This is a genomic window from Pedobacter heparinus DSM 2366 (assembly GCF_000023825.1).
GTDB lineage: Bacteria > Bacteroidota > Bacteroidia > Sphingobacteriales > Sphingobacteriaceae > Pedobacter > Pedobacter heparinus.
The window spans coordinates 3074503-3101004 of sequence record NC_013061.1 but is presented as its reverse complement, the minus strand read 5'-3'; the positions used below and the strand labels follow the sequence as shown (position 1 = coordinate 3101004).

The 26502-nt window shown below is 41.9% G+C and carries 12 protein-coding genes; all 12 read left to right on the top strand.

Annotation, left to right across the window (positions count from 1 at the left end; genetic code table 11):
* Positions 1-37: 37 nt before the first annotated feature.
* The 12 genes from PHEP_RS13120 (at position 38) to PHEP_RS13060 (ending at position 26496) form a co-directional block, all read left to right on the top strand.
* Positions 38-3622, top strand: a complete 3585-nt coding sequence (locus PHEP_RS13120; protein ID WP_015808462.1) for a T9SS type A sorting domain-containing protein — start codon at positions 38-40, stop codon at positions 3620-3622.
* Positions 3623-3665: 43 nt separating this feature from the next.
* Positions 3666-4844: a glycoside hydrolase family 88 protein gene (locus PHEP_RS13115; protein ID WP_015808461.1), complete on the top strand. Its 1179-nt coding sequence runs from the start codon at positions 3666-3668 to the stop codon at positions 4842-4844.
* Between the two features lie 66 nt (positions 4845-4910).
* Entirely contained in the window at positions 4911-9002 is a 4092-nt protein-coding gene (locus tag PHEP_RS13110) for a hybrid sensor histidine kinase/response regulator transcription factor (RefSeq protein WP_015808460.1), read from the top strand.
* A gap of 909 nt (positions 9003-9911) precedes the next feature.
* Positions 9912-10490 (top strand): RNA polymerase sigma factor, encoded by a 579-nt coding sequence (locus PHEP_RS13105; RefSeq protein ID WP_015808459.1) that lies wholly within the window; start codon positions 9912-9914, stop codon positions 10488-10490.
* Positions 10491-10566: 76 nt separating this feature from the next.
* Positions 10567-11718: a FecR family protein gene (locus PHEP_RS13100; RefSeq protein WP_015808458.1), complete on the top strand. Its 1152-nt coding sequence runs from the start codon at positions 10567-10569 to the stop codon at positions 11716-11718.
* Positions 11719-11988: 270 nt separating this feature from the next.
* Complete coding sequence (locus PHEP_RS13090; protein WP_015808457.1) at positions 11989-15420, top strand: SusC/RagA family TonB-linked outer membrane protein; 3432 nt, start codon at positions 11989-11991, stop codon at positions 15418-15420.
* 21 nt (positions 15421-15441) lie between these two features.
* Positions 15442-16914: a RagB/SusD family nutrient uptake outer membrane protein gene (locus PHEP_RS13085; protein WP_015808456.1), complete on the top strand. Its 1473-nt coding sequence runs from the start codon at positions 15442-15444 to the stop codon at positions 16912-16914.
* A gap of 111 nt (positions 16915-17025) precedes the next feature.
* Positions 17026-18174: a cellulase family glycosylhydrolase gene (locus tag PHEP_RS13080; protein ID WP_015808455.1), complete on the top strand. Its 1149-nt coding sequence runs from the start codon at positions 17026-17028 to the stop codon at positions 18172-18174.
* Between the two features lie 27 nt (positions 18175-18201).
* Positions 18202-20151: an FG-GAP-like repeat-containing protein gene (locus tag PHEP_RS21665; protein ID WP_015808454.1), complete on the top strand. Its 1950-nt coding sequence runs from the start codon at positions 18202-18204 to the stop codon at positions 20149-20151.
* Between the two features lie 222 nt (positions 20152-20373).
* Positions 20374-23679 (top strand): TonB-dependent receptor, encoded by a 3306-nt coding sequence (locus tag PHEP_RS13070; RefSeq protein WP_162141657.1) that lies wholly within the window; start codon positions 20374-20376, stop codon positions 23677-23679.
* 10 nt (positions 23680-23689) lie between these two features.
* Positions 23690-25444 (top strand): RagB/SusD family nutrient uptake outer membrane protein, encoded by a 1755-nt coding sequence (locus tag PHEP_RS13065; RefSeq protein WP_015808452.1) that lies wholly within the window; start codon positions 23690-23692, stop codon positions 25442-25444.
* 5 nt (positions 25445-25449) lie between these two features.
* Complete coding sequence (locus PHEP_RS13060) at positions 25450-26496, top strand: exo-alpha-sialidase (RefSeq protein ID WP_143715747.1); 1047 nt, start codon at positions 25450-25452, stop codon at positions 26494-26496.
* Positions 26497-26502 lie beyond the last annotated feature (6 nt).

Genomic DNA, 26502 nt, shown 5'->3' with positions numbered 1-26502 from the left:
CATTGCCAGCATGATTGCCTAACCAAAAACTACAACCATGAGCAATGATATTAACAACATCCAGTGGATAAGACTGTTCGCAACAATTATTTTATTTTTTTTCACTTGTGCAGGTTATGCCCAGAATAGCAACACCATTCTTCTGGTTCCTTCACCTACCGGTTCTGAAGCTGACAACAAGTATACAGACTCCTCTATATTTTTTATCAATGCTGCCGGTGCTGTTTCGTATTATAACAGCAATGCCAGTGATGACTGGACGGTAACCGGAACTACCGTTACAGCCACGGGGGCTTTGAATAAAACATTTACCATAACTTTTGGTGGTATGCACAGTGTAAAGACCACAGAAGGCAACAACTTTGGTGAAATGATATCCGCTGCTGGAATAGATCGGGCTAGTAATGGAGCACTGGGTATCCGTGGTGGCATAAGTAACGGAATTGATCCAAATGAAGGTTTCTATTTTGGCTTAGACCTAACCAACTTAAGTTCTACAGCGGCCATTCAGATTACAAAAATTGGTGTAACAGATTTGTCTGCAATCAATGAAACGGGTATGGTAGTGAGTAGAATGAATCCTTTAAAACGGCTCGTTTTTGGGAATGCCGGATTCCCAGGGGTCAATTACCAGCTTAGCGGTGGGGCGGGCATAATTGATGTGTCTGCTTTTAACCTGTACCTTACCGGCGGACAGGTCAATAATGCCATGCTATCGGTATTCAACAATGGGGCAGCGGCCAGCGGTTTCAGGATCACACAAATAGAACTTAAAGTACTAACCAATATTTTTAATCCCCAGCAGGTAACCAATATTGCCCATCCCAGGTTGTTGCTGAAACAAGGTCAGCAAGTCGCAATTCAAACTTTAATAGCGCAGTCGGCAGATTTCAATGCGGTACATAGTTACATTCTTGAACAGGCTGATACTTTCCTGATTGCGCCTGCTTTGGTGTACAATGCTACTAACGGCAGAATGCTGGAAACTGCCAGGGTTGCCATTAAGCAAATCTTCTATCTGTCGTATGCCTATCGGATGACCAATCAATCGTCGTACTTAACAAGGGCTGAACAGGTCATGAATACGGTTTGTGATTTTCCGGACTGGGTAACTTATACTCTAGATGTTGCCGAAATGTGTTTTGGTGTATCTATTGGCTACGATTGGCTTTACAATGGTTTATCGGCAACCACCAGGCAAAAGGCGAGGGAAAAGATTTTGAACTATGCCTTTCTTACTCAAAAAACAAAACCTTTCTGGGATTATACTTCCAATTGGAACCAGGTAGGAATAGGCGGTCTGGCTTTTGGTGCCTTAGCCATTCTGGGTGATGGAACTGCACAGATGGATCAGGAAGCGAAATATATACTGAACAATATACTTGTTAAAAATCCCAATTCTATGGAGACTTATGCCAATGGGAACTATCAGGAAGGGGCGATGTATTGGTCTTATGGCACTACTTACGAGGTATTGATGTTATCTGCTTTAGAAGAAATATTTGGGCAGAGCCATGAAGGCGTGAAGAGGCTTACTTATACGCCCGGTTTTTTAGAGTCGGCAAGATATATGCAGTTCATTACCGGAACATCGTCCTTATACTTCAATTATAGTGATTGTACAGAAAAACGTACTCCACTTCCTGCTGCCCTATGGATGGCGAAAAAGCTGAACAATACCGATGTATTATCCCTTGAAAAGGAACTCCTGCAAAACGGTAAATATGCCAGTAATTATTCAGAGGATTCAAGATTTTTACCCATAGCATTGATTTATGGAAAAGATGTGAACATGGGGAACCTGCAACCTCCGCAGCAAAAACTGTGGAATGGCTATGGCGAACAGCCGGTGGTTCTGGTGCGTACAGACTGGCAGGGGGCCAATGGTAAATACATGGGTGTAAAAGGGGGTACACCGAACTACAGTCATGCGCATATGGATGGAGGATCTTTTGCCTACGACTCGCAAGGATTACGCTGGGCAGTGGATTTTGGGAAGGAAGATTATGATGCCATCAATGCAGGTATATCACCGGCAGGTGCTTTAAATGACTTTTCTCAGAGTTCTGCCAGATGGAATATATTTAAAGTGAGTAACTTAAACCACAATACCATATCGATTAAAAAAGCTTCTGAAAGCAATTGGCAGCACCACAAAACCAGTGGCAGTGCGGCTGTGACGGAGATTTATGACAGCAATGCTAAAAGAGGCGCAAAGCTGGATTTAAAACCATTGATTGGCTTAAATAATGAGTTGGATGCAGCGCAAAGGAGCATCTACATGGTGGATGAAGCTTACCTGGAGGTTAAGGACTATATCGATAATGGTGCACAGGCCATAAACCTTTACTGGAATATGGCAACCACAGCTGTAGTTGATAGCCTGAGTGCATCCAAACTAAAACTTACCCAAGGAGGTAGAACTACGGTACTGGAAATTGTATCCTCAAATCCTGCAGTAACTTTTATCCTAAAGAAAGCTAGGTCTACAGATCCGGTGACTTATTATCCAGCGGCTACTTATGAAAGGAAAAACCCGGGAACGGTAATGATTGGGTTTGAAGCTGCAATTCCCGCAAATGAGGTGGTCACCTTTACCATAACGCTAAAAGATGGGGCCGAAGTACCGCCTTCTGCAGTAATGCCGGTTAATTATGTGTTGCTGGAACTGCCGGCCCCTAATACAGGACTGGAGGGTAATACTTTATACAGTGATGCTTCTGAATTCCATGTAAATGGAGCGGGAAAGGTAAGCATAGGAGGAATCGCGTCTGAATATGCCTGGAATGTATATGGAGACACCAATGTGGACAGTATCCTGAATAAAAATTTCTTTTTTAAGTGGCAGGGCATGAACAGTACCAATACCACAGCAGGGATTAACTATGGCAATTTGTTAACTCAGGCTGGTATAGACAGAAGCGAAAATGGAGAGCTTGGTGTAAGAGGAGGTGCCAGTAATGGCATAGATATCAATGAAGGTTTCAGATTTGGGTTTGATGCCACAAGGCTACCGGATAATGTGTCACTTCAGTTGGTAAAAGTAGGGGTTAATTTTGTAAGCGGATCAAGGTCAGGTATGCTGGTGAACAGGAATGACACGAATAAACAAAAATCATTCGGAGGAAGTGCTACATCATCAACAATTGTTCTTCCTACCGGATCAGGGTTTGTTGATGTTGAAGACCTGAACATGGTAGTGGAGGGAGGGGAAACAGATTACGATCTGGCATCACTATTCAATACGGGCGGCTCTGGTAGTTTCAGGATCAATAAACTGGTATTCAAAATCCTCAGTGACGGCGCAAGCCCTTTAATGGCACAGCCGCTAATGCAGGTCCAGCCACAACAGCTACCAGAGAAAGACAAAAAGAACATCAGCATTTATCCCAACCCTTTTACAAAAAATATTACACTTAAAAGCGTAGGCCGGGCATTTGAAGACATCAGGGTTAGGTTGTATACCAGCTGGGGAACCCCTGTGCTTAACCATAGTTACCATTTATTGTCAGACCAGGAAGAAATCAAACTGGATTTACAACAGCTAAAATCGGGCATTTACCTGATTCAGGTACTAAACAATACCGGAACAATAATTACAAAAAGAATAATCAAAGAATAAAAATCAATCGCCCAGTAAATTATTTCTACAAAACAAAATCATAATGAACATTATCAAGTCAAGTCCTTTATTTATTCTCTTAACCATTTTAAGCTGTAAATCTCAAACTGATAGCGTAGCACGACTGACAAAGAGTGAACAGCAACTTACGGAATTGCGCATACTTTCAATGAAACAACATAAGAACCCCAGAAGTATTAATGCAAAAGGACAGGTTCGCTGGACAGAGTCTCCCTATGATTGGACTGAGGGCTTCTGGCCTGGAACATGCTGGATGTTATATGAAAACACAAAGGATGAACAATGGAAGGAGGCGGCTATTGCCACACAACATTTATTTGAGCAGCACAAGCTTTTGACGAACGACCATGACCTTGGTTTCATATTTAACAATTCATTTGGAAAAGCTTACCGAATAACGGGTGATACACGGTATAAGCAGGTTTTGATTGACGCTGCAAAATCTTTAAGTACACGTTTTAATAAAAATGTTGGCTGTATTAAAAGCTGGGACGTTATAGGTAACTGGCAAGCGAAAAGGGGTTGGAAATTTCCTGTCATTATTGATAACCTGATGAACCTGGAAATGTTATTTGAAGTATCGGATATAACAGGGGATAGCATGTACAGAGCGATTGCGATTGCACATGCAAATACGACGATGAGAAATCATTTCAGACCGGACGGTAGTTCTTATCATGTATTGGATTATAACCCGGAAACCGGTGAGCTTGTGAGTAAAGTTACCGCCCAGGGTTTTGCGGATGAAAGTGCCTGGGCCAGGGGACAAGCCTGGGGATTATACGCATATACCATGTGCTATCGATACACGAAGGATAAAAAATACCTTGATTTTGCGGAAAAGATCGCAAACTTTATTCTAAATCATCCCAACTATCCACAGGATGGGGTTCCTTATTGGGATTTTAATGCGCCGACTATTCCGGATGCGCCAAGGGATGCTTCTTCGGCAGCTATTATCGCATCTGCACTGCTAGAATTAAACAGATATACCGGGGACAAGTACATCAACAATGCTCAACGCATTTTAAATTCGCTGGCAAGCGATGCCTACACTGCAAAAAAAGGTGAGAATGCCCATTTTGTTTTGATGCATAGTGTTGGTAGTTTGCCGCATGGAAACGAAATAGATGTACCGCTGAATTATACAGATTACTATTATCTGGAAGCACTTTCACGTTTAAAAGAAAGAGGTTTATGACAATCGCAGCTGCGATAAATCTAACCGAAGTTTTTTTTTAGATTTGGTTATTAACCCTTTAAACGAATGAAAGTTTATTTCTTTTTTTGTGCCTTTCTTTTATTTGGATATTCCCAGTTCGCATTATCCCAAAATCTGGAAGGCATGCCTGAAGATTTTAAATTTCAGCACTTTACACCAGCCAATGGGTTGTCGCAAAGATCTGTGATGGCTATTTTGCAAGATAAAAAGGGGTATTTATGGTTTGGAACAAGAGACGGACTTAACCGCTTTGATGGCAATAAGTTTATTGTTTACCGGCATAAGCTGACTGATCCGAAAAGTTTAAGCAACAATAATATTCATTCTATTTATGAAGATAGCCATGGTAGTTTATGGGTAGGCACTCAGATAGGTTTAAATAAATATGATCCCAAAACTGATGGTTTTGTCCGGTATAAACAGGCTGATGCCCCGCATACGATTTCAGACAATGTTATCCGGGGAATTATACAGATCACACATGATCTGTTATGGGCGGCTACGGATAATGGCATCATTCAGATAAATATCAAGACGGATAAAATTCAGAGAATAAAGAAAGTAGCTGGCAATTCCAATTCTTTAAGTGACGATAAAATCAGGTACTTTCTAAAAACTAAGGACGGGAACATCTGGATCTGTAACACGCGGTACATTGATGTGTATGATCCGCAGAAAAGAATGTTTAAGCGGATTGATTATCCAAAAAAAAATAGCAACAGTACACATCTCAACGATCTTCCGACGTTGTTTGTAGATCATAAAAATTCAATGTGGCTGGGATATGAACAGGGACTGGCCATATATGATCCCCGGAAAGGAGTTTTTTTGGATTTTGAGTTTAACCATAAAAAGGCGGTTGCAGCAGCTGTTCGAAGTATTTGTGAAGACCTGAGCGGCAGTTTGTGGATAGGAAGTTATTCGGGGCTTTACATATTGAATCCTGAACGTTCTGATTTGAAACATATTGTGCATGATGAGGATAATTCAACCAGTTTAAGCCAAAACTCTATCTATAAAATTATTCGTGATTCCAGAGGGGATATGTGGCTGGGAACTTGGGCCGATGGCCTTAATTATTACAACAGGGATAACAGTGCTTTCAAAAATATTTCATTCGGTAATACGAGCAGTAAATTAAATTATAAGGTAGTAAGCGGACTGGCAGAAGATTTGAACGGGAATTTGTGGATCGGTACGGAAGGAGGTGGTTTAAACTTCTACGATAGAAAAACAAAGAAGATCAGCTATTATAAAAATAACCCCAATGATAAAAGCAGTTTAAGTGCCAATAACGTAAAATCGGTAATTATTGACCGGAACGGACTGATCTGGATTGGAATTCATGATGGTGGATTGAATGTACTGGATCCAAAACAATTGCCGTTTAAGTTTCAACAAATTGATTTTACAGAAAAGAATAATATTTCCCTGAAAGCTTATAAGGTGTTGACGCTTTTAGAAGATAAGCATGGAAATATCTGGATCGGAACATTAACGGGAGGATTGATTTTTTATGACGTAAAAAACAAACGGTTATCAAGAATTGATAAGGAGATCAGGACGATTATGAGCATTGTACAAACACGGGACCCGGATGTATTACTGATAGGCGGCGATAATGGACTTGAATCGATAAATACAAAGATAGGAAGGATCAGTAAAATACCGCTTAAAAAGTCTTCAGAAGGAGATTCTCAGCCTTATGTAAACTGTATTTTTATTGATAATTTTAATAATTACTGGATAGGAACTGAAGGACAGGGCGTATTTATGTACGATCCCAAACGGAAAAAGACTAAAGCTTATGCGGTAAAGGATGGCTTACCAAATGACATTATCTACGGCATCTTGTCTGACAATAACGGGAACATATGGATCAGTAGCAATAACGGAATCAGTCGCTTGAATATAGAGTCTAATAACATAAAAAACTACAATCAGTCTGATGGAATCCAGGGAAATGAATTTAATTATGGTTCATTCTTTAAAACCAGAGAGAAGGAACTTTTTTTTGGAGGAACAAATGGGCTGACCTATTTTGATCCGAATGACATTCGGAAAAACACTTTTGTACCCGCCATTGACATCAATAACATTGAAGTCAACAATATGCCTTATGCAAGAATAACTGATGCCATTTCCAGAATCAGCCTGAAGTATAATGAAAATAATTTCAGCATTGACTTTACTGCTTTAAGCTATATGTATCCGGAAAAAAATGAATTTGCATTTATATTGGAGGGAAATGATAAAAAATGGAATAATGTGGGGAACCAGCGGAAAGCAATTTATACGAATATCAAGGAAGGGGATTACGTATTTAGGGTAAAAGGTACTAATAATGATGGCGTTTGGAATGAAGTAGGGGATTCCATAAAGATTAGTGTGCTACCGGCACCATGGAAAACATGGTGGGCTTATCTATTTTATTTCGCATGTTGCACGGGTATATTTCTGTACATCAGGAAATTAACCTTATCGGGGATACGGGAAAGAAAAGAAAAAGAAAAATCAGAACAAATTAACCAGCTTAGGTTGAAATTATTTACGGATGTATCTCATGATTTCAGAACGCCACTAACGCTCATCATTGGCCCCCTTGAAAAAATGATTGGTAAAAATGGTGGAGATCATTACATCCGGAAGCAGCACGAAGTGATGTTGAAAAATGCAAGGATGTTGCTCCAATTGATCAACCAGATTTTAGATATCAGGAAAGTTGAGTCCGGGAAACTTGTGCTCCAGGCTTCGAAAAGTAACATCGTTCCCTTTATCGAAGAGGTCGGCAGGTCTTTTGATGCACTGGCGGAGAAAAAAAACATTAGCTATCGGGTTACGGCTAGTGATGAGGAAATCCAGGTATGGTTTGACCAGGTCAAGCTTAAAAATATCCTGTATAATTTATTGTCTAATGCTTTTAAATTTAGCCATGATTATGGAGAAATATCGGTACATATTTCCACCATTTCAAAAAAGCAGGGTTTAGCGTTAGTTGAATATGTTAAAATAAGTGTGGTAAATTTCGGTTACGTTATTCCTGAAGGGCAAATTGACCTTATTTTTGACCAGTTTTATCAGTTGGACAATGATAAAAAGAGTTTAGGCTCGGGGATTGGCCTGTCGTTAATCAAAAGGCTTACAGAACTTCATAAGGGCGAAATCTTTGTGAGCAGCTCTGCTGTTGGGGGCACAGATTTTAGTGTATTATTAAGGTTGGGAAATGGACATCTTTCTGAAAATGAATGTGTAGCTGAGGCTGAAGCCAGTGACGAACAGACTTTTTATATAGACAGAGATCCGGCAGTTGTCCGGCAGCAAATTGAAGAGCCGGAAGTACCTATGTCTATTGCTGGCTATAATGACGAACTTCAAAGTTTGTTGATTGTGGAGGACAACCTGGATCTTCAGCATTTCATTAAGCAGATCTTTGTGCATAAATACAATGTTTTTGTAGCTGAAAACGGAGAACAGGCAATAGAAATTGCTAATCAGAATGTTATTGATTTAATTATCAGCGATGTACATATGCCTGTGATGGATGGTTTTGAATTGTGTCATCATGTGAAAACTACGCTGATCATGAGCCATATTCCGGTTATTCTGCTTACAGCAAAAACATCTTATGTATACCAGGAAAAGGGATACGATACGGGAGCTGATGCTTACATTACCAAGCCATTTGATGCGAATATTCTTGAGGTCAGGGTGGATAATTTGCTGAAAACCAGATCGAATTTAATTCGTAAATTTAAAAAGGATGCCATTTTAGTACCTAAAGAACTGACGGCAACCTCGCCTGATGAAGTGTTTTTGGGAAGGGCTATTGCGGTAGTGGAGCAAAATATAGGAACTGAGGATTTTAACGCCAGTATGTTCATCAGCGAGATGAATATGAGCCGCACGGTAATTTACACGAAATTAAAGGTGCTGACGGGCCAGAATATTTCTACGTTTATCAGAACGATAAGGTTAAAGAAAGCGGGTCAGTTAATTATTCAGACAAGCATGAACATTTCTGAAATTGCGTATGAAGTTGGTTTCAATGATTTGAAATATTTCAGGGAATGTTTTAAGGATTTTTTCAAATTAACTCCTTCCGAATATAAAAGGAAACATATAAAGGATAATTTGTAATCACTACCAAATAAATCTTTTTATTATATTTTGTTGTACTGTTGTTATAGTGCTACAGATTTCTTCTACAGAGAAATTCAAAAAACCTTTATCCCTGTCTTTCCTCCTTACCAGAAACATCCTCACCACAGCCAAAAAGCATTTTTTAGAGCTTGATGTATAATGACACTCTGCTCTATCATCAAAATCGGAGAAGAACCACTTTCCCTGAAATATACAATTCTGATAGCAAATTTGGAATAGGGGGGCGGCTGGTGCCAGTCGAGTTGTTGCTTATGGCATCAATGATATGGTGTTGGACGTTTGGGGAAGCGTAGATAACTGGACGAGCAATGGACCGGTAATTTCTTAAGGACCAAGCGAAGTGGGATTTGTAAACTTTGGAATTGTAAAAAACTTTACTGTAAATGAACCTTTCCAACTTATGGTCTTGGGGCAAGAGAATAGAATCAATATGATGGTAAATTAGAAATCATTTCATTTCAATCTATCGAATCTTTTCGATATGTCTCTGTTGGTATCCAGTTAAGTAAAAGATAGGTGCATCAACAACGGTAAATTATCATCTGGCTTAGAACGCATCTTATTACTGGCAAGAGAATTCCGTAATCTAATGGAAACAAGTTGGGGAATCAACTTAGGGCTGGATAAAATGTGCTGCATTCAGGCATAGTGAGATTGCGACCATTTGCAAATGGTTTCTTAAGGGATTACTAGTCTATTGAAAACGCGATCAGCTTGCCTTGGAGCAATGACCCGGTAGAAGATAACCTGATAATGACCGCGGATTGCGCATTTAAACTGACACCCATCCGCACCATACTTTCCACGAAATATACACTACAACTGAATTATTTTATGTATTAAAAAATATATTCATTAATTTTATAAAGAGGGATTGTAATATTCATGAAAGCATATAGTAGATTTTCGGACACCGAACTTGCCGATTTGCTCAAATCAGGTGACCGTACCGCGTTTACGGAAATTTTTAATAGATATAACAGTCTCCTATACATCCATGCCTTTAAAAAATTTAACAATAAAGAGGAGGCACGGGATGCGGTACAGGAAGCCTTCGCTATGATTTGGGCAAAGAGGGAAACCCTGATGGTTAAAAGTAATTTGGTGGGATATCTGTATACCTGCGTACAACATAAAATCCTTGATCAGATTTCCCGTAATAAAACCGCTCGTAACTATTTGGCTTCATTACAAAACTTTATAGATGAAGTAAAAGAAGGTACAGATGATCTGATCCGGTTAAAACAATTATCAGCCATCATTGATCAGGAAATTAATGCTTTGCCGAATAAAATGCGAGAGATATTTGAACTAAGTAGAAAAAAGAACCTAAGCCACAAAGAAATTGCAGCTAAACTGAATATATCTGAGGAGACAGTAAAAAGCCAGGTTAAAAATGCGTTGAAAATACTGCGAGTTAAACTTGGTCTGTTTGTATATCTCATGTTTATGATTCGCTTTTAGATTATTTTTTTTCAATCTTTCTAACCCCTAAGCTATTGTTATCCGTCTTAGAACTAAATAAGACAAATTATCTACTATGCAACACGGGGAAGCAGAGGCGTTATTGAAGAAATACCAGAAAGGTAATGCTACAGAAGAGGAAATTAATTGTCTTTTACATTGGGTTCAGGGCTTTGATACAGGCAACCCTAAAAGTTTTACTGTAGAAGAACTGGAAGTCATTAAAGCTGAAATGTGGTTATATCTTGCTAAAGACGAGGTTTCAATTGAGAAAATTAGGCTTTGGCCTCGCATTATTGGTGTAGCTGCTGCGGTATCAGCAATTATTTTTGGTGTTTGGTATTATTCCCCTGATCTAATCGCTACTCGCAAACCGCAAGTTGTAACACAAACTGATATTGCTCCTGGAAGAACCGGTGCTACGCTTACATTAGCCAGTGGCAAAAAAATAAAATTAACCGATGTTGTTAACGGCGAAATTGCTAAGGAGGCGGGAGTTACAATTTCCAAAACTAACTCAGGGCAAATTGTTTACGAGATTAAAGATTCCGGAAACGCATTGAATAAAATAAACGAGCTTTCCACTGCCAGAGGAGAAACTTATCAAATACGTTTGCCCGATGGTACAAGTGTAATCCTTAACGCGGCTTCTTCTCTTAGATATCCTTCAAGCTTTTCAAAGATTGAAAAACGTGAAGTTATACTTAGTGGAGAAGCATACTTTGAAGTTGCCAAAAATAAACAGCAACCTTTTATTGTGAAGTCAAAAAGTCAGGAAATTCAAGTGTTGGGTACACATTTTAACGTTACCGCCTATCCGGAAGACCGTAACATAAAAACAACACTGCTGGAAGGTTCGGTGCGTATTGTTCAGCGGCCACTTTCAGGAACAAAAGAAAATACAGGTCAGATCTACAGGGTTTTAACACCTGGCGAACAATCTGTGTCAACCGGCGATGAAATCAGCATATCGGACGTAGACATTGATATTGCTGTAGCATGGAAAAATAATAAATTCATGTTCGACAGTCAGCCAATTTCTGAGATTATGGTCATGTTGGCACGTTGGTACGATGTTCAGGTTGTTTATGAGGGAAAGGTCCCTAAAGACAATTTTAGCGGTACCGTATCCAGGTATGAAAACATTTCAAAGGTCCTAAGTATATTGGAACGTGCCGGAGGTGTTCATTTTAAAATACAGGATAGAAAAATATATGTTTCTGAATAAAAATAGGAGCTAATAATTAAATATAAACTAAAACATTAACAGGATGGTAAAATTACGCTGAGAAAGTAATTGAAAAAACCAGCCACTTTTGCAAAGGGCTGGTCGGGTTTGGCAACAGCCAATAAAAATATATCAACTATTTGACCGCAGGTGCTTGAAGTTTCGAAGCAAGAAGCATGCTGCATAAAAACCAAACTAATGCTAATGTATAAAAAATATACAGGAAAACCAGGCAGGCCTGATTGGCTGTGCTGTAAAATTTTGCTAATTATGCGACTAACCACCGTACTGTTAATGGCATCTATGCTTCAGGTAAACGCATCTGGATTTGCACAAAAGATCAATCTCAGTAAAACCAACGTCCCGTTGAAAACAATCATCAAACACCTGAGGTTGCAATCAGGTTATGACTTTGTTTACAATAATAAAATTCTTGCCCATACCAAGCCCCTGAGTGTCAATTTCGAAAACATTGGGTTTATTGAAGCCTTAGATCAGGTTTTCGGGTCGCAGTCTTTGACTTATACGCTTGAAGATAAAATCGTTGTTGTAAGACTGAAACAACCTGCCGCTATTGTTAGATCGTCAGATACCTTTTCATCTATAAATATTAGAGGTAAGGTTGTTGACGATAACGGCAAGCCACTTCCGGGGATAACTGTTAAGGTAAAAGGAACCAACACCGGTACAATTACTGACGGGATAGGGGAGTTTGTAATCAATGTTACCGAAAAAAATAGCATCCTGATATTCTCTGCCACAGGATTTAAGATTAAAGAAGTTGAAACAGCAGGAAAAAATTCCATTAACGTGGTTATGTTTGAAGATATTTCGGTATTAAGCCAGGTTGTGATCACAGGTTACGGGGCTCAATCAAGGGAAACCTTAACAACTTCGATTTCCAAACTCGATGACCGGGTTTTAGAAAATGTGCCATACGCTAACGCGACGTCTGCATTACAGGGAAATATAGCCGGACTGACGGTCAAGACATCATCCGGACAGCCAGGGGCAAGTCCTAAAGTTGTGCTGCGGGGCGGGATTTCCATAGCAAATCCTGATGGGGCCAATCCCCTGTACAGTATTGACGGTGTGATAAGGGACAATATGAACGATATCAATCCTGAAGACATAGCATCCATTCAGGTTTTAAAAGACGCTGCCGCAACATCCATTTATGGCGCACGCGGTTCAAATGGGGTAATTCTTGTTACGACCAAATCAGGAAAAGCAGGAGCGTCAAAAATCTCCTATAGCTATGACCTCACATCGTCCCACCTTATCCGGGACTACGAATTTTTGAATGCAAGGGACTATATCTATTTTGCCCGCCTCGGAATTCTTGCCACAGCTAGAAAAATACCTGCAAGGGTAAGTCTTTTATCGGTCGCCGGCAGTGGGGGTACAGGGAATGATCTGACCAACAGCACATTGTATACTACTCAATACCTTACAGCTCAGAACCAGCATAAACTGAGCGAAGGCTGGGAGTCTATGGTTGACCCGGTAGATCCGTCGAAAACCATTATTTTTAAGGACACCGATTTTCAGGAAGCGCTCTACCGTACCGGCATTGCCCACAATCACTACATTACTGCTTCAGGGGGAACGGACAAGGCTACTTTCAATGCAGGTCTGGGCTATAACAGTACTGACGGGATTGCGATAACAACAAAATTCAGACGGCTTTCTGTAAATATGAACGGCAACCTTCAGCTCAAGGACAATGTATCAGTTTTTGGAAGATTGTTGTATACAAATACGGGCAACAATGCAGTAAACAGCGAATCCATACAGTTTGGAAGAAATACTTTATTGCCAAGAACGGCCAAGTTTATATTTGAAGATGGCTCCATCGCCCCCGGACGGTCTGAAGACCTTGCTAACCCGGTATACCAGTTAGGGACCTTCGTCAATAAAAATGCACAAAATTTTACTACAATAGTACTTGGATCGAAATGGGCGATATTGCCGGGGTTGGTTTTTGAACCCCAAGTTTCTTATTATAACATTCAAAATGATGCACGTTCATTCAGAAAGGCCTTTCTGGCGGGAGTGAACCTGAATACCACAAGAAGTACCACAGGCGATTACGCCAAACAAACACAAACACAGGCAGATGCAGTCCTGACGTATAATAAATCATTCAAAAACCTGCATAATTTTGAGATAAAGGGTGGGTTTTCTTTTTTTGGTAAGGAAACTGCAACGATTGGAGCTACAGGCCAGGGCGCTTCGACTGATGTTGTGCCAACATTGAATTCTGCCGCTATAGCAACCGCGGTCAGGGGGCAGGAGGCCGAACAGGTCATTATCGGATATTTTTCAAGAGTAAATTATAATTACAATTCAAAATATTTACTTTCTTTCAATGCCCGGTATGACGGAGCTTCAAACCTGGGGGACAATTACAAATTCGGGTTTTTCCCCGGTGTGTCTCTGGGCTGGAATGTACATAAAGAAAACTTCTGGACGTCGGTTCCTGCTGCAATATCCAGTTTAAAGCTCAGGAGCAGTTATGGTGTCAATGGCAATATAAACGGGTTGGGGTTATACCAGGCCCAGGGCCAATACAGTGTAGGGCTACAATACGGCGGACTGGCAGGAATCCAGAATTCAACCATCGCTAACAATGAACTGAAATGGGAACAATCTAAAACTTTAGATGTCGGACTGGATCTTGGCTTGTTAAATAACCGCATTAGCTTGCTGTTTGATTATTACATAAGAAGAACGGACAATTTGCTGACCAGCTTCTCCCTGCCGCAATCAACTGGTTTTCAGAGCGTCTTAACAAATCTTGGCAGTTTGCAAAACAGAGGTTTCGAACTGGAGCTTACGGCCAGTCCGCTGCCTGTAGATGCAGCATTTCAATGGAGCGTTTCTTTTAATGCGGCCAAAGTCAAAAATAAAATTTTAAAGCTTCCAGACAATGGCGTGGAAAATAACAGGATTGGAGGATTTTATGTCTACGATCCAGCCAGGCAAGACTACGCCTGGCTGGGAGGACTCCAGGAGGGCGGTAGAATTGGTGATTATTATGCTTATAAACAAGCCAGCATTTACAGAACTGATGCCGAGGCTGCTGCGGGTCCCGTGGATATGCTCGTTGTCGGAACTGATAAAACCAAGTACGGAGGGGATGTAAACTGGGAGGATGTTGACGGAAACGGGATTATTGATGAAAGGGACAGGGTATATCTGGGCAATCAGTTTCCAACCTTAACAGGTGGATTTTCCAATTATTTTACTTATAAAAACATCAGCCTTTCCGTGCGAATGGATTATACTGCCGGCCATACCATAGTTAACGGGGTGCGGCTGTTTGGTATACAACAGGCTTCGGGCGACAACGGTTTATCGATTGATGTACTCCGGTCATGGCAGAATCCTGGAGATGTCACAGATATCCCTAAATATTATTATGCCGACCAGCAGGCACAACGTAACGTAGAAAGAGGGAATTCACAATTCTATGAGAAAGGTGACTATATTGCACTTAGAGAGGTAACCTTATCTTATAGCTTACCCCAGTCGGTTCTGCGGAAAATTAAATTAAACAATCTCAGGTTTAATATTACCGGGAATAATCTACATTATTTTACGAAGTTCAAAGGTATGATCCCTGAAGATGGGGGGTTGGATGTCGGGCGGTATCCTGTGGCCAGAAATTTCATATTCGGTGTAAATATTTCTATTTAATATCATTTAACATTCATTTATATGAAAAAGCTACATATTGCAATACTATTATATTTAATGGGGTCATTAACGTCGTGTAAAGAAGATTTACAGCTTACACCGATCAGCCAGATTTCAAATGCCTCATTCTGGAAAACCCTGGATGATGCAAAGGGGGCCCAGGTAGGGATGTATGTCAGGTTGCGCTCGCAAATGGCCTCGAACTATTATTTGCTGGGAGAGGCAAGAAGTGACGTTTTAGACAAAAGCATCGCCGGGGTAGGTAATTACATTTATTATTATCAGAATTCCTTAATTAAATCAACTCCCGGGCTCCCAACCTGGCAGGGCCTGTACACAGTAGTGCACGATGCGAATCTAATATTGAAATACATTCCTGATATCGCCATCAATTCAGTTTCGGCAAAAAATGAGATTTTAGCACAGGCATACGCCATGAGGGCATTCGTTTATTTCACTATGGTTAAAACCTGGGGAGACCTTCCATTGATTACCGAACCTACAGAATCATTCAATGCGGAGCGTATACAAAGGCCCCGTACCGACAAAGCGGAAATATTTAAGCTCATTAAAAATGATATCGAAGAAGCCTTAAGACTTTATCCCAATAACAACTATACTACCGGACGGTTTTTTTGGTCCAGGGCAGCTACCAATGCATTAAAAGCAGATGTGTATTTATGGACCGGTAAAATGCTCAATGGCGGAACAACAGACTTTAACATTGCGCTAACGGCAATTAATGATGCCGAAACCAGTGACGTGGCTTTACTTGAGCCATTTTCAAGTATTTTTGATTACGCAAACAAGGGCAATAAAGAAATCATGATGGCGACACGGTTCCAGGTCAGCGAATCTCCGGTCAATATCTACCAGGATATGTATATGTCCGCCACTTTTATGACCAACAACACCGATGCTGCTACCAAGGCTGCAATCGGTATATTTGGCGGGCAGCCCTATACTAATATTTCCAATACTGCCAGGCTTCAGTTTACTAATGACGATGTACGTAAAAATGCTTCGTTTATTGAGATTTACCTTAACGATGCCAATCATACCTATTACGGATCTGTTATCAGCAAGTTCAGAGGTACTGTTGTATCTGGTGTGAGACAGTTTCAGGATGACATCATCATTTACCGCTATGGCGATCTCATTTTGATGAAAGCTGAAGCAAAAAATGCACTGGGCCAGGATCCTTCGGCGGAAATCAATAAAATCAGGAAAAGGGCCTACGGGGCAAATTACAATGCGCACATTTTTATCAATGGTGCAAAAGAACAGAATGATGAGGCCATATTGACGGAGCGGCTTTTAGAACTTGTTTTTGAGGGTAAACGCTGGTGGGACCTTGTTCGTTTCGGAAAGGCTTTCGAAAAGATCCCCTCACTTCAAAGCCGGACCGGGCAAACTCATCTGTTGTTATTCCCTATTGCAGAAAGTACTTTAAGCCTGGAACCAAAGGTGACACCAAACCCCGGATACGAATAAGCAGCTGATCCTATTGGTTTTTTGCCCGGTTACTCCAAATTTCTTATATGCAGAAAATCCGGGGTCATATAAAAGCACTGAAACCCAGAAAATGTTATAAAACCAAACCCGATGAAATTTATGAAAATCAACCCTGTACTGCTATTGGTTATAGGGTTATTATTACAAAACAATGCCTTATGGGCACAGCCAGGAAAACAAGATCGTGTGAAATGGACCAAAGAAAAAGCAAAACAATGGTATACAAAACAAGGCTGGCTGGTAGGCGCCAATTTTATCCCAAGTACGGCAATCAACCAACTTGAAATGTGGCAGGCGGAATCTTTTGATACCCTGACGATCAACAGGGAACTCCAGTGGGCTGCGGCCATTGGCATGAACACCATGCGGGTGTATTTGCACGACCTGTTGTGGGAACAAGACGCAGCCGGCTTCTCCAAACGCATAGATACTTTCTTAAAGATTGCTGAAAAGCACCGCATAAAGCCGATGTTTGTGTTGTTCGATTCCTGCTGGGACCCTTTCCCAAAACTGGGAGCGCAGCCTAAGCCGCTTCCATATGTACATAACTCGGGATGGGTCCAGAGTCCGGGCTACGTGGCACTGAAAGATTCCAGCCATTACGCCCGGCTTGAAAGCTATGTAAAAGGCATCATCAAAAAATTTAGAAAGGATAAAAGGATACTGGCTTGGGACGTTTGGAATGAGCCCGATAACATGAACAAGTCTTCTTACCTGAAAAACGAGCTGGCAAATAAAACGGATTATGTCTTGCCTTTATTGCGGAAGACCTTTGCATGGGCGCGCTCGGTAAATCCGGACCAGCCACTAACATCAGGAGTATGGGCAGGAGATTGGTCGCCGGAAAGGATCAAAGCAATCGATAAACTGCAGCTGGAAGAATCCGATATCATTACGTTCCATAATTATGAAAGTGCTGAAGCATTTCAGAAATGCATCAAATGGCTGTTGCCCTATGGCAGGCCAGTGATATGTACCGAATATATGGCCAGGGGAAACCACAGTACATTTCAGGGCTCAATGCCAATAGCAAAAAAGTATAATGTCGGGGTAATCAACTGGGGTCTTGTTGACGGAAAGACCCAAACTAAATTTGCCTGGGACAGCTGGAACAAAAACTACACTGCAGACCCTGATATCTGGTTCCACGAGATCTTTCATCGTGACGGCAGTCCATACAGGCCAGAAGAAACCGCATTGATCAGGCAACTTACTTCAGCTCTGGGGAACATTAAATAATTGATTTAACTTAAAAATTGCATAATCATGAAAAATGAGACTTTTATTTGTTTAACTAAATACAGGAGTCTGGTTAAAAAAGCTGTATTGCCGGTGATGATAGGCATATCCTCTGTCAGCTGTAAGGATTTTGATAATCTGGAAGTAACATCGAAGGAAAACGCCGCATCAAGGTCTGCTGTGGCAGGCCAGGTCAGTTCAGGGTCGGATTTTACCATTGTCGTTTTGTCAGATACGCAGTATTATGTGGAAGGTACACCAGCTACTCCAAAGATAAACATGAATATGTACCTTGACCAGATACAATGGATCATTGACAACAAAACCACTGAAAATATCGCATATGTTGCACATGTTGGCGACATGACAGATAACGGGGACAACAGCAGTGTACAATGGCCCAACAATGCCAAAGCTTTATATAAACTGGATACGGCAGGCATTGCCTATGGTCCCTGCGTAGGTAACCATGACCAATATCCGAATGGATCGAATGCCGGAGGGGGGCCACTTACCAGTACAACCAATCAGTTCAATCAATATTTTGGCGTGGCGCATTTTACTGGAAAGCCTTGGTATGGAGGGAATTACGGGACCAATAACGATACCCATTATGACCTGTTCAGTGCAGGGGGCATTGATTTTATCGCCATCAGCATCGAATATGACCTGAATAACCAGCAATGGAATGCGGTTAATACCTGGGCTTATAACCTGCTGACTACCTACCCCTCCCGAAAAGCGATTGTTACTACCCATTTTGTTACCGGTGGCCATTCCCAATACGATTACAACAATGATTTTCATCCTTTTTCGGCGCAGGCGCAAGCAATCTATGACCGTCTGAAGAGCCTTCCGAATCTTTTTCTGTTTCTTGGAGGCCATGTGAACGGCGAGGGATACCGTCAGGATACTTACAATGGCAAGACAGTAAAAACGATGGTCTCTGACTACCAGTTTTATAAAGATCCCGATGGGGTGAGCAACGGAGGAAACGGGTATATGCGGCTGATAAAAATCTCTCCGGAAAACGATAAGGTCACAGTAAAAACTTATTCCCCTTATCTGGAGAACCGCAGCATCAGCCCCTTTTTCCTGACTGATGCCAACAGCCAGTTTGAGCTGCCTCTGTTCCATGATGAAAGGGCCAGTCGTACTTGTGACATTAACCAGGACGGAAAAACAGAACTCACGCTTTATAGCGGAGGGACCTGGAAGGTAGCCGGCATGAGTAATGCTACTTGGGGCGTGTCCAGCGATATTCCTGTCCCGGCAGATTATAATGGAGACGGGAAGGCCGAGATTACCAGCTTCCGACCTTCTACAGGCCAATGGATAGCACGGTCTGCTACCGGATCTGTATTATTTGACCATGCATGGGGTTCAATAAGCGGAGATACCCCTGTACCGGGGGATTATGATGCAGATGGCAGGGCCGATATTGCTGTATACAGACCATCTACGGGCGCATGGATAGGACGGGCCTATTCAGGAGGGACATTGTTCAATATCATCTGGGGAATTTCAACGGATATCCCTGTTCCTGGTGACTATGACGGAGACGGACGTATAGATATTGTGGTTTACAGGCGCAGCGCAGGAGCGTGGATCGCCAGGGACCCTTCCGATGGAAGTGTACTTTTTAACAGGACCTGGGGCGTTTCTACCGATATTCCAGTTCCGGGCGATTATAATGGTGACGGAAAAACAGATATTCTGGTTTTCAGGCCATCTACCCGCGAATGGATTGCCCGTAATCCTGCAAACGGAAGTGTGTTATTTAATATCGCATGGGGTAATTCCGGAGATATCCCGGCACCAGGAGATTATGATGGTGATGGCACAACAGATGTGGCGGTGTACAGGCCCTCTACCAATCAGCTGCTGATCAATGGCGGTGGTACCGTTACTTTAGGCGCATCAGGCGATAAGCTGGTCAACCTGCCGTATCACATCAGGAAATTTTTCTTTCCCTGATTGCAGCACAGATCTCCTTTCGAAAAACAACCAGCCACTTTTGCAAGGGGCTGGTTGCGTTTGGCAACAGCCAATAAAAATATATCAACTATTTGACCGCAGGTGCTTAAAGTTTCGAAGCAAGAAGCATGCTGCATAAAAACCAAACTAATGCTAATGTATAAAAAATATACAGAAAAACCGGGCAGGCCTGATCGGCTGTGCTGTAAAATTTTGCTAATTATGCGACTAACCACCGTACTGTTAATGGCCTCTATGCTTCAGGTAAACGCATCTGGATTTGCACAAAAGATCAACCTCAGTAAAACCAACGTCCCGTTGAAAACAATCATCAGACACCTGAGGTTGCAATCAGGGTACGACTTTGTTTACAACAATAAAATTCTTGCCCATACCAAGCCCCTGAGTGTCGATTTTAAAAATATCGGGTTTATTGAAGCCTTAGATCAGGTCTTCGGGTCGCAGTCTTTGACTTATACGCTTGAAGATAAAACCGTTGTTGTAAGACTGAAACAATCTGCCGCTATCGGCAAATTGTCTGATACTGATGCAAAATCAAGTACAAAACAAATAAAAGTAAGAGGAACGGTAACGGATACTTTAGATATCGCGTTGTCAGGTGTAGTTATTAAAATTAAGGGAAAATCAAATGCCGGGACTGCAACAGATGTAAACGGAAAATATGCAATAACTGCTGCCGGTACTGATACGCTGATTTTCAGTTATGTCGGTTTTGAGCATGCTGTAGTTGCGGTGAACGGCAAGGATGTTGTTAATGTGGTATTGAAGGAGCTCCCTTCTGCCCTTAAAGAACTGGTCATAGTTGGCTTCGGCACGCAAAAGAAGGTTACTGTGACCGGTGCAGTTTCACAAGTTTCGGCCAAAGACATACAGAAACAGCCCGTTGCAGCTATCAGCAATGCACTGGGTGGGTCTTTGCCGGGAATAATAACCCGGCAGTCATCGGGAGAACCAGGCGCAGACCAATCAACCATAGCCATCAGAGGGCTTGGGACCTGGGTAAATTCCAGGCCATTGGTACTGGTTGATGGTATTGAACGCACGCTGGATTGGGTCAACCCCACCGAGATCGAAAGCATTACCTTATTAAAAGACGCATCGGCTACAGCTGTGTATGGATTGAGGAGTGCAAATGGCGTAATTCTAATTACAACAAAAAGGGGAGCGGAAGGGAAACCAAGGGTCAGCTTTTTCTCGCAAAGCTCCATGACATCTTCACTGCGGGTGCCGGAATATATTGGCGGTTATGAATATGCATCCCTGGCCAATGAAGCCCTTAAAAATGACGGAAAGAACCCGGCATATACCGCAGAAGACCTGCAGAAGTATCAGGATGGTTCTGATCCCTGGTTTCATCCCAATGTAAACTGGATGGATGAGATACTGAATAAAAATGCATTTCAATACAACAATAATCTGAGTGTATCCGGTGGAAATAAAACCGCCAGGTATTACATGTCTTTAGGGGCGCTTGTACAGAACGGGGTATTTAAAGAAGATGACCTTCAGAAATTTAATACCAATGCCACCAACAAGAGATACAACTTCAGGGCAAATGTGGATGTAAACGTAAGTTCTGATATATCCCTGTTCTTAAGCGTAGGCTCTGTGCAGCAGGCCCGTAATTTTCCTGGTGTTACGGCAGATGGCATATTTAATGCGATCAAAACCGTTTCCCCGATATCCTTTCCAAAGGTAAATCCAGATGGATCAGTGGCAGGGAAAGACCTTTTGATCCCTAATCCTTATGGTTATGTAACCCAAAGCGGGTACAATTCTGAGACCAGGAATAATGTCCAGTCAATTTTTGAGGTGAAATGGAACCTGGGCAATTTATTGTTTACAGGTTTGTCAGCACGTATCAAATATTCTTACGACCACAACAACCAGTTCAGCAAAGACAGAATAAAGCCCTATGCCATCAAACAGTATACCGGTAAGGACAGCAACGGTGAAGACCAGTATATCACCTACAGGAACGAAGCCCCGCTTGGCTATGCGAACAGTTCTGCCGGTACAAGCAACCAGTGGATGGAAGCTGCGGTGAATTACGACCGGGCTTTTGGCAGAAATAACGTCAACGCCATGCTTATCCATACGATAAGTGAAAAAAATGTACTTATTACCTCTAACTCTATAGCTGCATTGCCATATAGGACAATGGGCTATGCAGCAAGAATGACCTATAATTTTGATGAGCGTTATCTTGCAGAGCTGAATGCAGGGTATATGGGCTCTGAAAATTTTATGAAAGGAAAACGGTTCGGGTTCTTCCCTTCAGTTTCTGTTGGCTGGGTACCCACACGCGAGAAATTCTGGAATGGTTCTTCTGCAATCAGCTTCATGAAGATCAGGGCCTCCTATGGCAAGGTGGGAAATGACCAGATTGGCGACAACAGGTTCTTGTTTTTGTCTACCATCAACAAGAACCAGGGCACTTTATTGCTGGGACAGTCGCAAGTTGGATATGTAGGTTACGGAGAAGGTAAAACAGGTTATGAAAATGTATCCTGGGAGTCGTCCAGAAAAGCAGATATCGGACTCGATCTTGAAATGTGGAATGGCAATTTTGTGCTGCAGGCAGATGTTTTCCATGAAAGGAGAACGGGTATCCTGATGCAAAGACAGCAAGTTCCTGCATATATTGGTTTTTTAAGCGGTTCAGTACCTTTTGGTAACATTGGTATCATTGAGAACAAAGGTTTTGATGCACAGGTAACCTATAAAAAAACGGTAAACTCAAAGTTCTTTTACTCAGTGAGCGGCAATATTACCTATTCAAAAAATAAAATTATCGATAATGACTCACCGGTCCCTTTATATCCCAACCTGGAAGTAAAAGGTAAATCCATCGGAAGCAGGCTTGCATTTATAACAGAAGGCTTTTATCAGGACCAGGAGGATATCAATAACAGCCCTGCAAATGCCTGGAACCCAAAGCCAGGTGACCTGAAATTTAAGGACCTCAACGGCGACAATAAAATCGATCTCAATGACCAGACCTATCTGGGTTATCCAAGATTTCCTCAGGTCATCTATGGGATTACACCAGTTGTAAGGTACAAAGGATTTGAAGTCAGCGCGCTGATCCAAGGCGCTGCCCAGACAAATATGTTTTTGAACGGTGCATCCATCAGACCATATGTATATGGCAGCGGAAGGGAAAATATATTGGGCGAATATTATGCTAACCGTTGGGTGGCCGGGGCGGATAACAGCAATGCCAAATACCCGAGGATTGGTGAAGTCCCGGTTCCTATCTCCCAACAACAATCCAGCAGTTATATGAGAGATGCCAGTTATATACGTATAAAGAATGCACAATTCGCCTACAGTTTACCAAAAAGATTTTTACCAAAATACATGACCCAGGTCAGGATATCAGTTACAGCACAGAATCTGTTAACGTTTGATAAACTGAAATTTTTAGATCCGGAATCTGATGATGGTACCGGACAATACCCCATACAGCGGGTGCTTAGTTTTGGATTGGAAATTGGATTATAAATTATAGATTATGAAAAATATATATACCCTATTGCTTATTGTGCTGGTTAGCACTGCGCTGCTTTCGTGTACTAAGGATTTTCTTGATAAAACGCCAGATGAAGACCTTACTGTAGCCCAGGTTTTCGCCGATAAAAATTATGCTGAAAGATGGCTGTATTCCTGTTATGTTTCATTGCCACTGGAGATTAACCCGATAGAAGGGGCGCTTGGTTTTAATCCCTTTACGGGCTCGTCCGATGATATGGAAATCACGAGTCCGGCCGCCGCATCCCAGATCCTCAACAACAACTCTTACTCGCCGGCCAATTTTTTAGCTGATTACCAATATCACTATCAGGTGCTCAGAAAAATTAACCTTTTTCTGGAAAACATAGGGCAAACGCCTGTGGACCAGGTGGAGAAAAATAAAATGATCGGTGAAGCCTTATTTTTAAGGGCCTTCTTTCATTTTATGTCGTTCAGGATGTACGGACCAACAATTATAGCAGACAAAGCATATAAAACAGATGATGATTTTGTTTCACTGGACCGTAGCCCGGTTGCTGATGTTGTCGGTTTTATGACTGCTGATCTTGATCAGGCGGCCTCACTTTTAGACCAGGCCCTGATCCCAAGTAAATTTGGCCTGGCGAACGGTGCAGCAGCACTTGCTTTAAAATCAAGGATATTATTGTACGCAGCCAGCCCGTTATACAATGGAAACCCGAAGTATGCAAGCTTTAAAAACAGGTATGGACAACATTTATTTCTGACAAATTTCGAAAAGGATAGATGGGCCGTGGCGGCAAAAGCGGCAAAGGAATGTATAGAGAAGGCTGAAGCTGCCGGGTATATTTTATATACCGATCCTTCAAATGATCCTGTTTTAAATTATTCAGGGGCTTTTAACAAGAACTGGAACTCCGAGATATTTTTTGCAAAGAACCTGGGAAATTATCAGCAACAGGAAAAATGGGCATATCCATACGGATTTGGCGGACAGTCGCAGTTGTGCCCGACACAGGAAATTGTTAACGATTACGAAATGAGCAATGGCCTGGCTATAACCGAAAACGGCTCTGGCTATATAGAATTAGGTTATGCAGCTGCCAATGACCCTAAGGGCAGATGGCTGGCCGGGACCCGGAATATGTATGTAAACAGAGAACCCAGGTTTTATGCAAGTATCATTTACAACGGTTCCTATTTCAAAACGCGGCAGGTACAATTTTGGAATTCTGGCCTTGACGGGAAATCAAAAAGCCCTGCCGCCTATGCGAAGACCGGCTATCTGATGAAAAAATTTATTGACATGTCTGTTGATATCCCTAAAGGTGTCTGGGCACAGAAGACATGGGTTTATCTTAGGCTGAACGAAGTGTATCTAAATTATGCAGAGGCACTGAACGAATCAGAAGGCCCCGTATCTGATGTTTACAAATATATAAACCTTATCCGCAACCGTTCGGGCCTTCCTAATCTGCCTGCAAACCTTACCCAGGACCAGATGAGGGAAAGGATCAGACATGAAAGACGGATAGAACTGGCATTTGATACCCACAGGTATTTTGATATCAACAGGTGGTTGCTGGCAGAAACGTTAAATAGCCAGTCTGTAACAGGAATGAACACTGCTGCCGGGACCAGCCTTTCAGATAACAGTTTTTATATCAGGACCGAGGTTGAAAAGCGAAGTTTTACCAGTCCTAGAAACTATTTTTTCCCTTATCCGCAGGCGGTACTTACCATGAACAGGGACATTACACAAACCCCATACTGGTAATGCTTATGAAAAAGATTTCGAAGACCGTGCTCAGCTGTTTGGCTGTTGTAATGCTTTTTAACTATTGTACAAGTGTCAGGACGCCTTTAAAAACGTATAACGATGCCGGTGCCCCTTTTGATCTGGAAGTGTTGTCCGGTACCAGGGAAGTTGTACTCCGGCAAGAAAAGCCCTGGGAGGAGCAAACCCTAGCTTATTATAAAGTACTTAAGACCGGTAAGCACAACTGGCAGATGTGGTATTCCTCATGGGACAATCGCCGCAATGATGATTATTCAGGGTATCTGCCCTATGCTTATTCAGCCAATGGCAAAGACTGGACAAAGGCAGTGCCCGGCAATAAAAATAACATCCTGTTTGGGAGCGGTTTTCCTAAAAAGGACGGTATTGTAGAACAGGATGTATTTATAGACGGACATTCGCCACTGAAATATAAAATGCTTTTTACCGCAAGGGATCCTGCTGACGGGGGCAAGCAGAAAACTTTCTATATGGAATCAGCAGATGGGATCAAATGGACAGACAGGCGTGTTCTATGGAATAAGAAGTTTGACAGCCAGTTTTCCGTACTGGTAAAGGATTCTTTATACCATATATATCTGCGGATGTGGGAGGTAGTTAACCATATTCGGTACCGGGTTATCGGCCATGCCATTGCAGACCGTAACTGGAGGGTAATCAAGGAACCAGAAGTGATATTAAGAAGCCCATATCCGGATTTTCCTCATATCTACAATAACGCCACCTCAGGCATCAACGATTCCTTACAGGTTTTTCTGCCAACATTTTTCAATGAAAAGGAGGACCGGGTCCGTGTAAGGGTAGCATATTCGATAAAAGGGCAGGCCCATCTGATGGATGCCGATATCACCGATGACCTTTATCACGGCGAAGACGTAAAATGGGGGTGTGTAAATCCGGGATTGATACCTGCCGGGAAAAACCGTTACTGGTTGTATTACTATGGAGTAAACAAATCACATAACCGGTTCATGGAAAAAGGGCATGTGGCAAAATATTACCGCGTGCTTGTTGCCGTTAAATTTCGATAAACTATA

What these genes read in the sequence shown, in the direction of transcription:
- PHEP_RS13120 (WP_015808462.1), top strand. Translation starts at nt 38, where the DNA reads ATGAGCAATGATATTAACAACATCCAGTGGATAAGACTGTTCGCAACA.
- PHEP_RS13115 (WP_015808461.1), top strand. Translation starts at nt 3,666, where the DNA reads ATGAACATTATCAAGTCAAGTCCTTTATTTATTCTCTTAACCATTTTA.
- PHEP_RS13110 (WP_015808460.1), top strand. Translation starts at nt 4,911, where the DNA reads ATGAAAGTTTATTTCTTTTTTTGTGCCTTTCTTTTATTTGGATATTCC.
- PHEP_RS13105 (WP_015808459.1), top strand. Translation starts at nt 9,912, where the DNA reads ATGAAAGCATATAGTAGATTTTCGGACACCGAACTTGCCGATTTGCTC.
- PHEP_RS13100 (WP_015808458.1), top strand. Translation starts at nt 10,567, where the DNA reads ATGCAACACGGGGAAGCAGAGGCGTTATTGAAGAAATACCAGAAAGGT.
- PHEP_RS13090 (WP_015808457.1), top strand. Translation starts at nt 11,989, where the DNA reads ATGCGACTAACCACCGTACTGTTAATGGCATCTATGCTTCAGGTAAAC.
- PHEP_RS13085 (WP_015808456.1), top strand. Translation starts at nt 15,442, where the DNA reads ATGAAAAAGCTACATATTGCAATACTATTATATTTAATGGGGTCATTA.
- PHEP_RS13080 (WP_015808455.1), top strand. Translation starts at nt 17,026, where the DNA reads ATGAAATTTATGAAAATCAACCCTGTACTGCTATTGGTTATAGGGTTA.
- PHEP_RS21665 (WP_015808454.1), top strand. Translation starts at nt 18,202, where the DNA reads ATGAAAAATGAGACTTTTATTTGTTTAACTAAATACAGGAGTCTGGTT.
- PHEP_RS13070 (WP_162141657.1), top strand. Translation starts at nt 20,374, where the DNA reads ATGCGACTAACCACCGTACTGTTAATGGCCTCTATGCTTCAGGTAAAC.
- PHEP_RS13065 (WP_015808452.1), top strand. Translation starts at nt 23,690, where the DNA reads ATGAAAAATATATATACCCTATTGCTTATTGTGCTGGTTAGCACTGCG.
- PHEP_RS13060 (WP_143715747.1), top strand. Translation starts at nt 25,450, where the DNA reads ATGAAAAAGATTTCGAAGACCGTGCTCAGCTGTTTGGCTGTTGTAATG.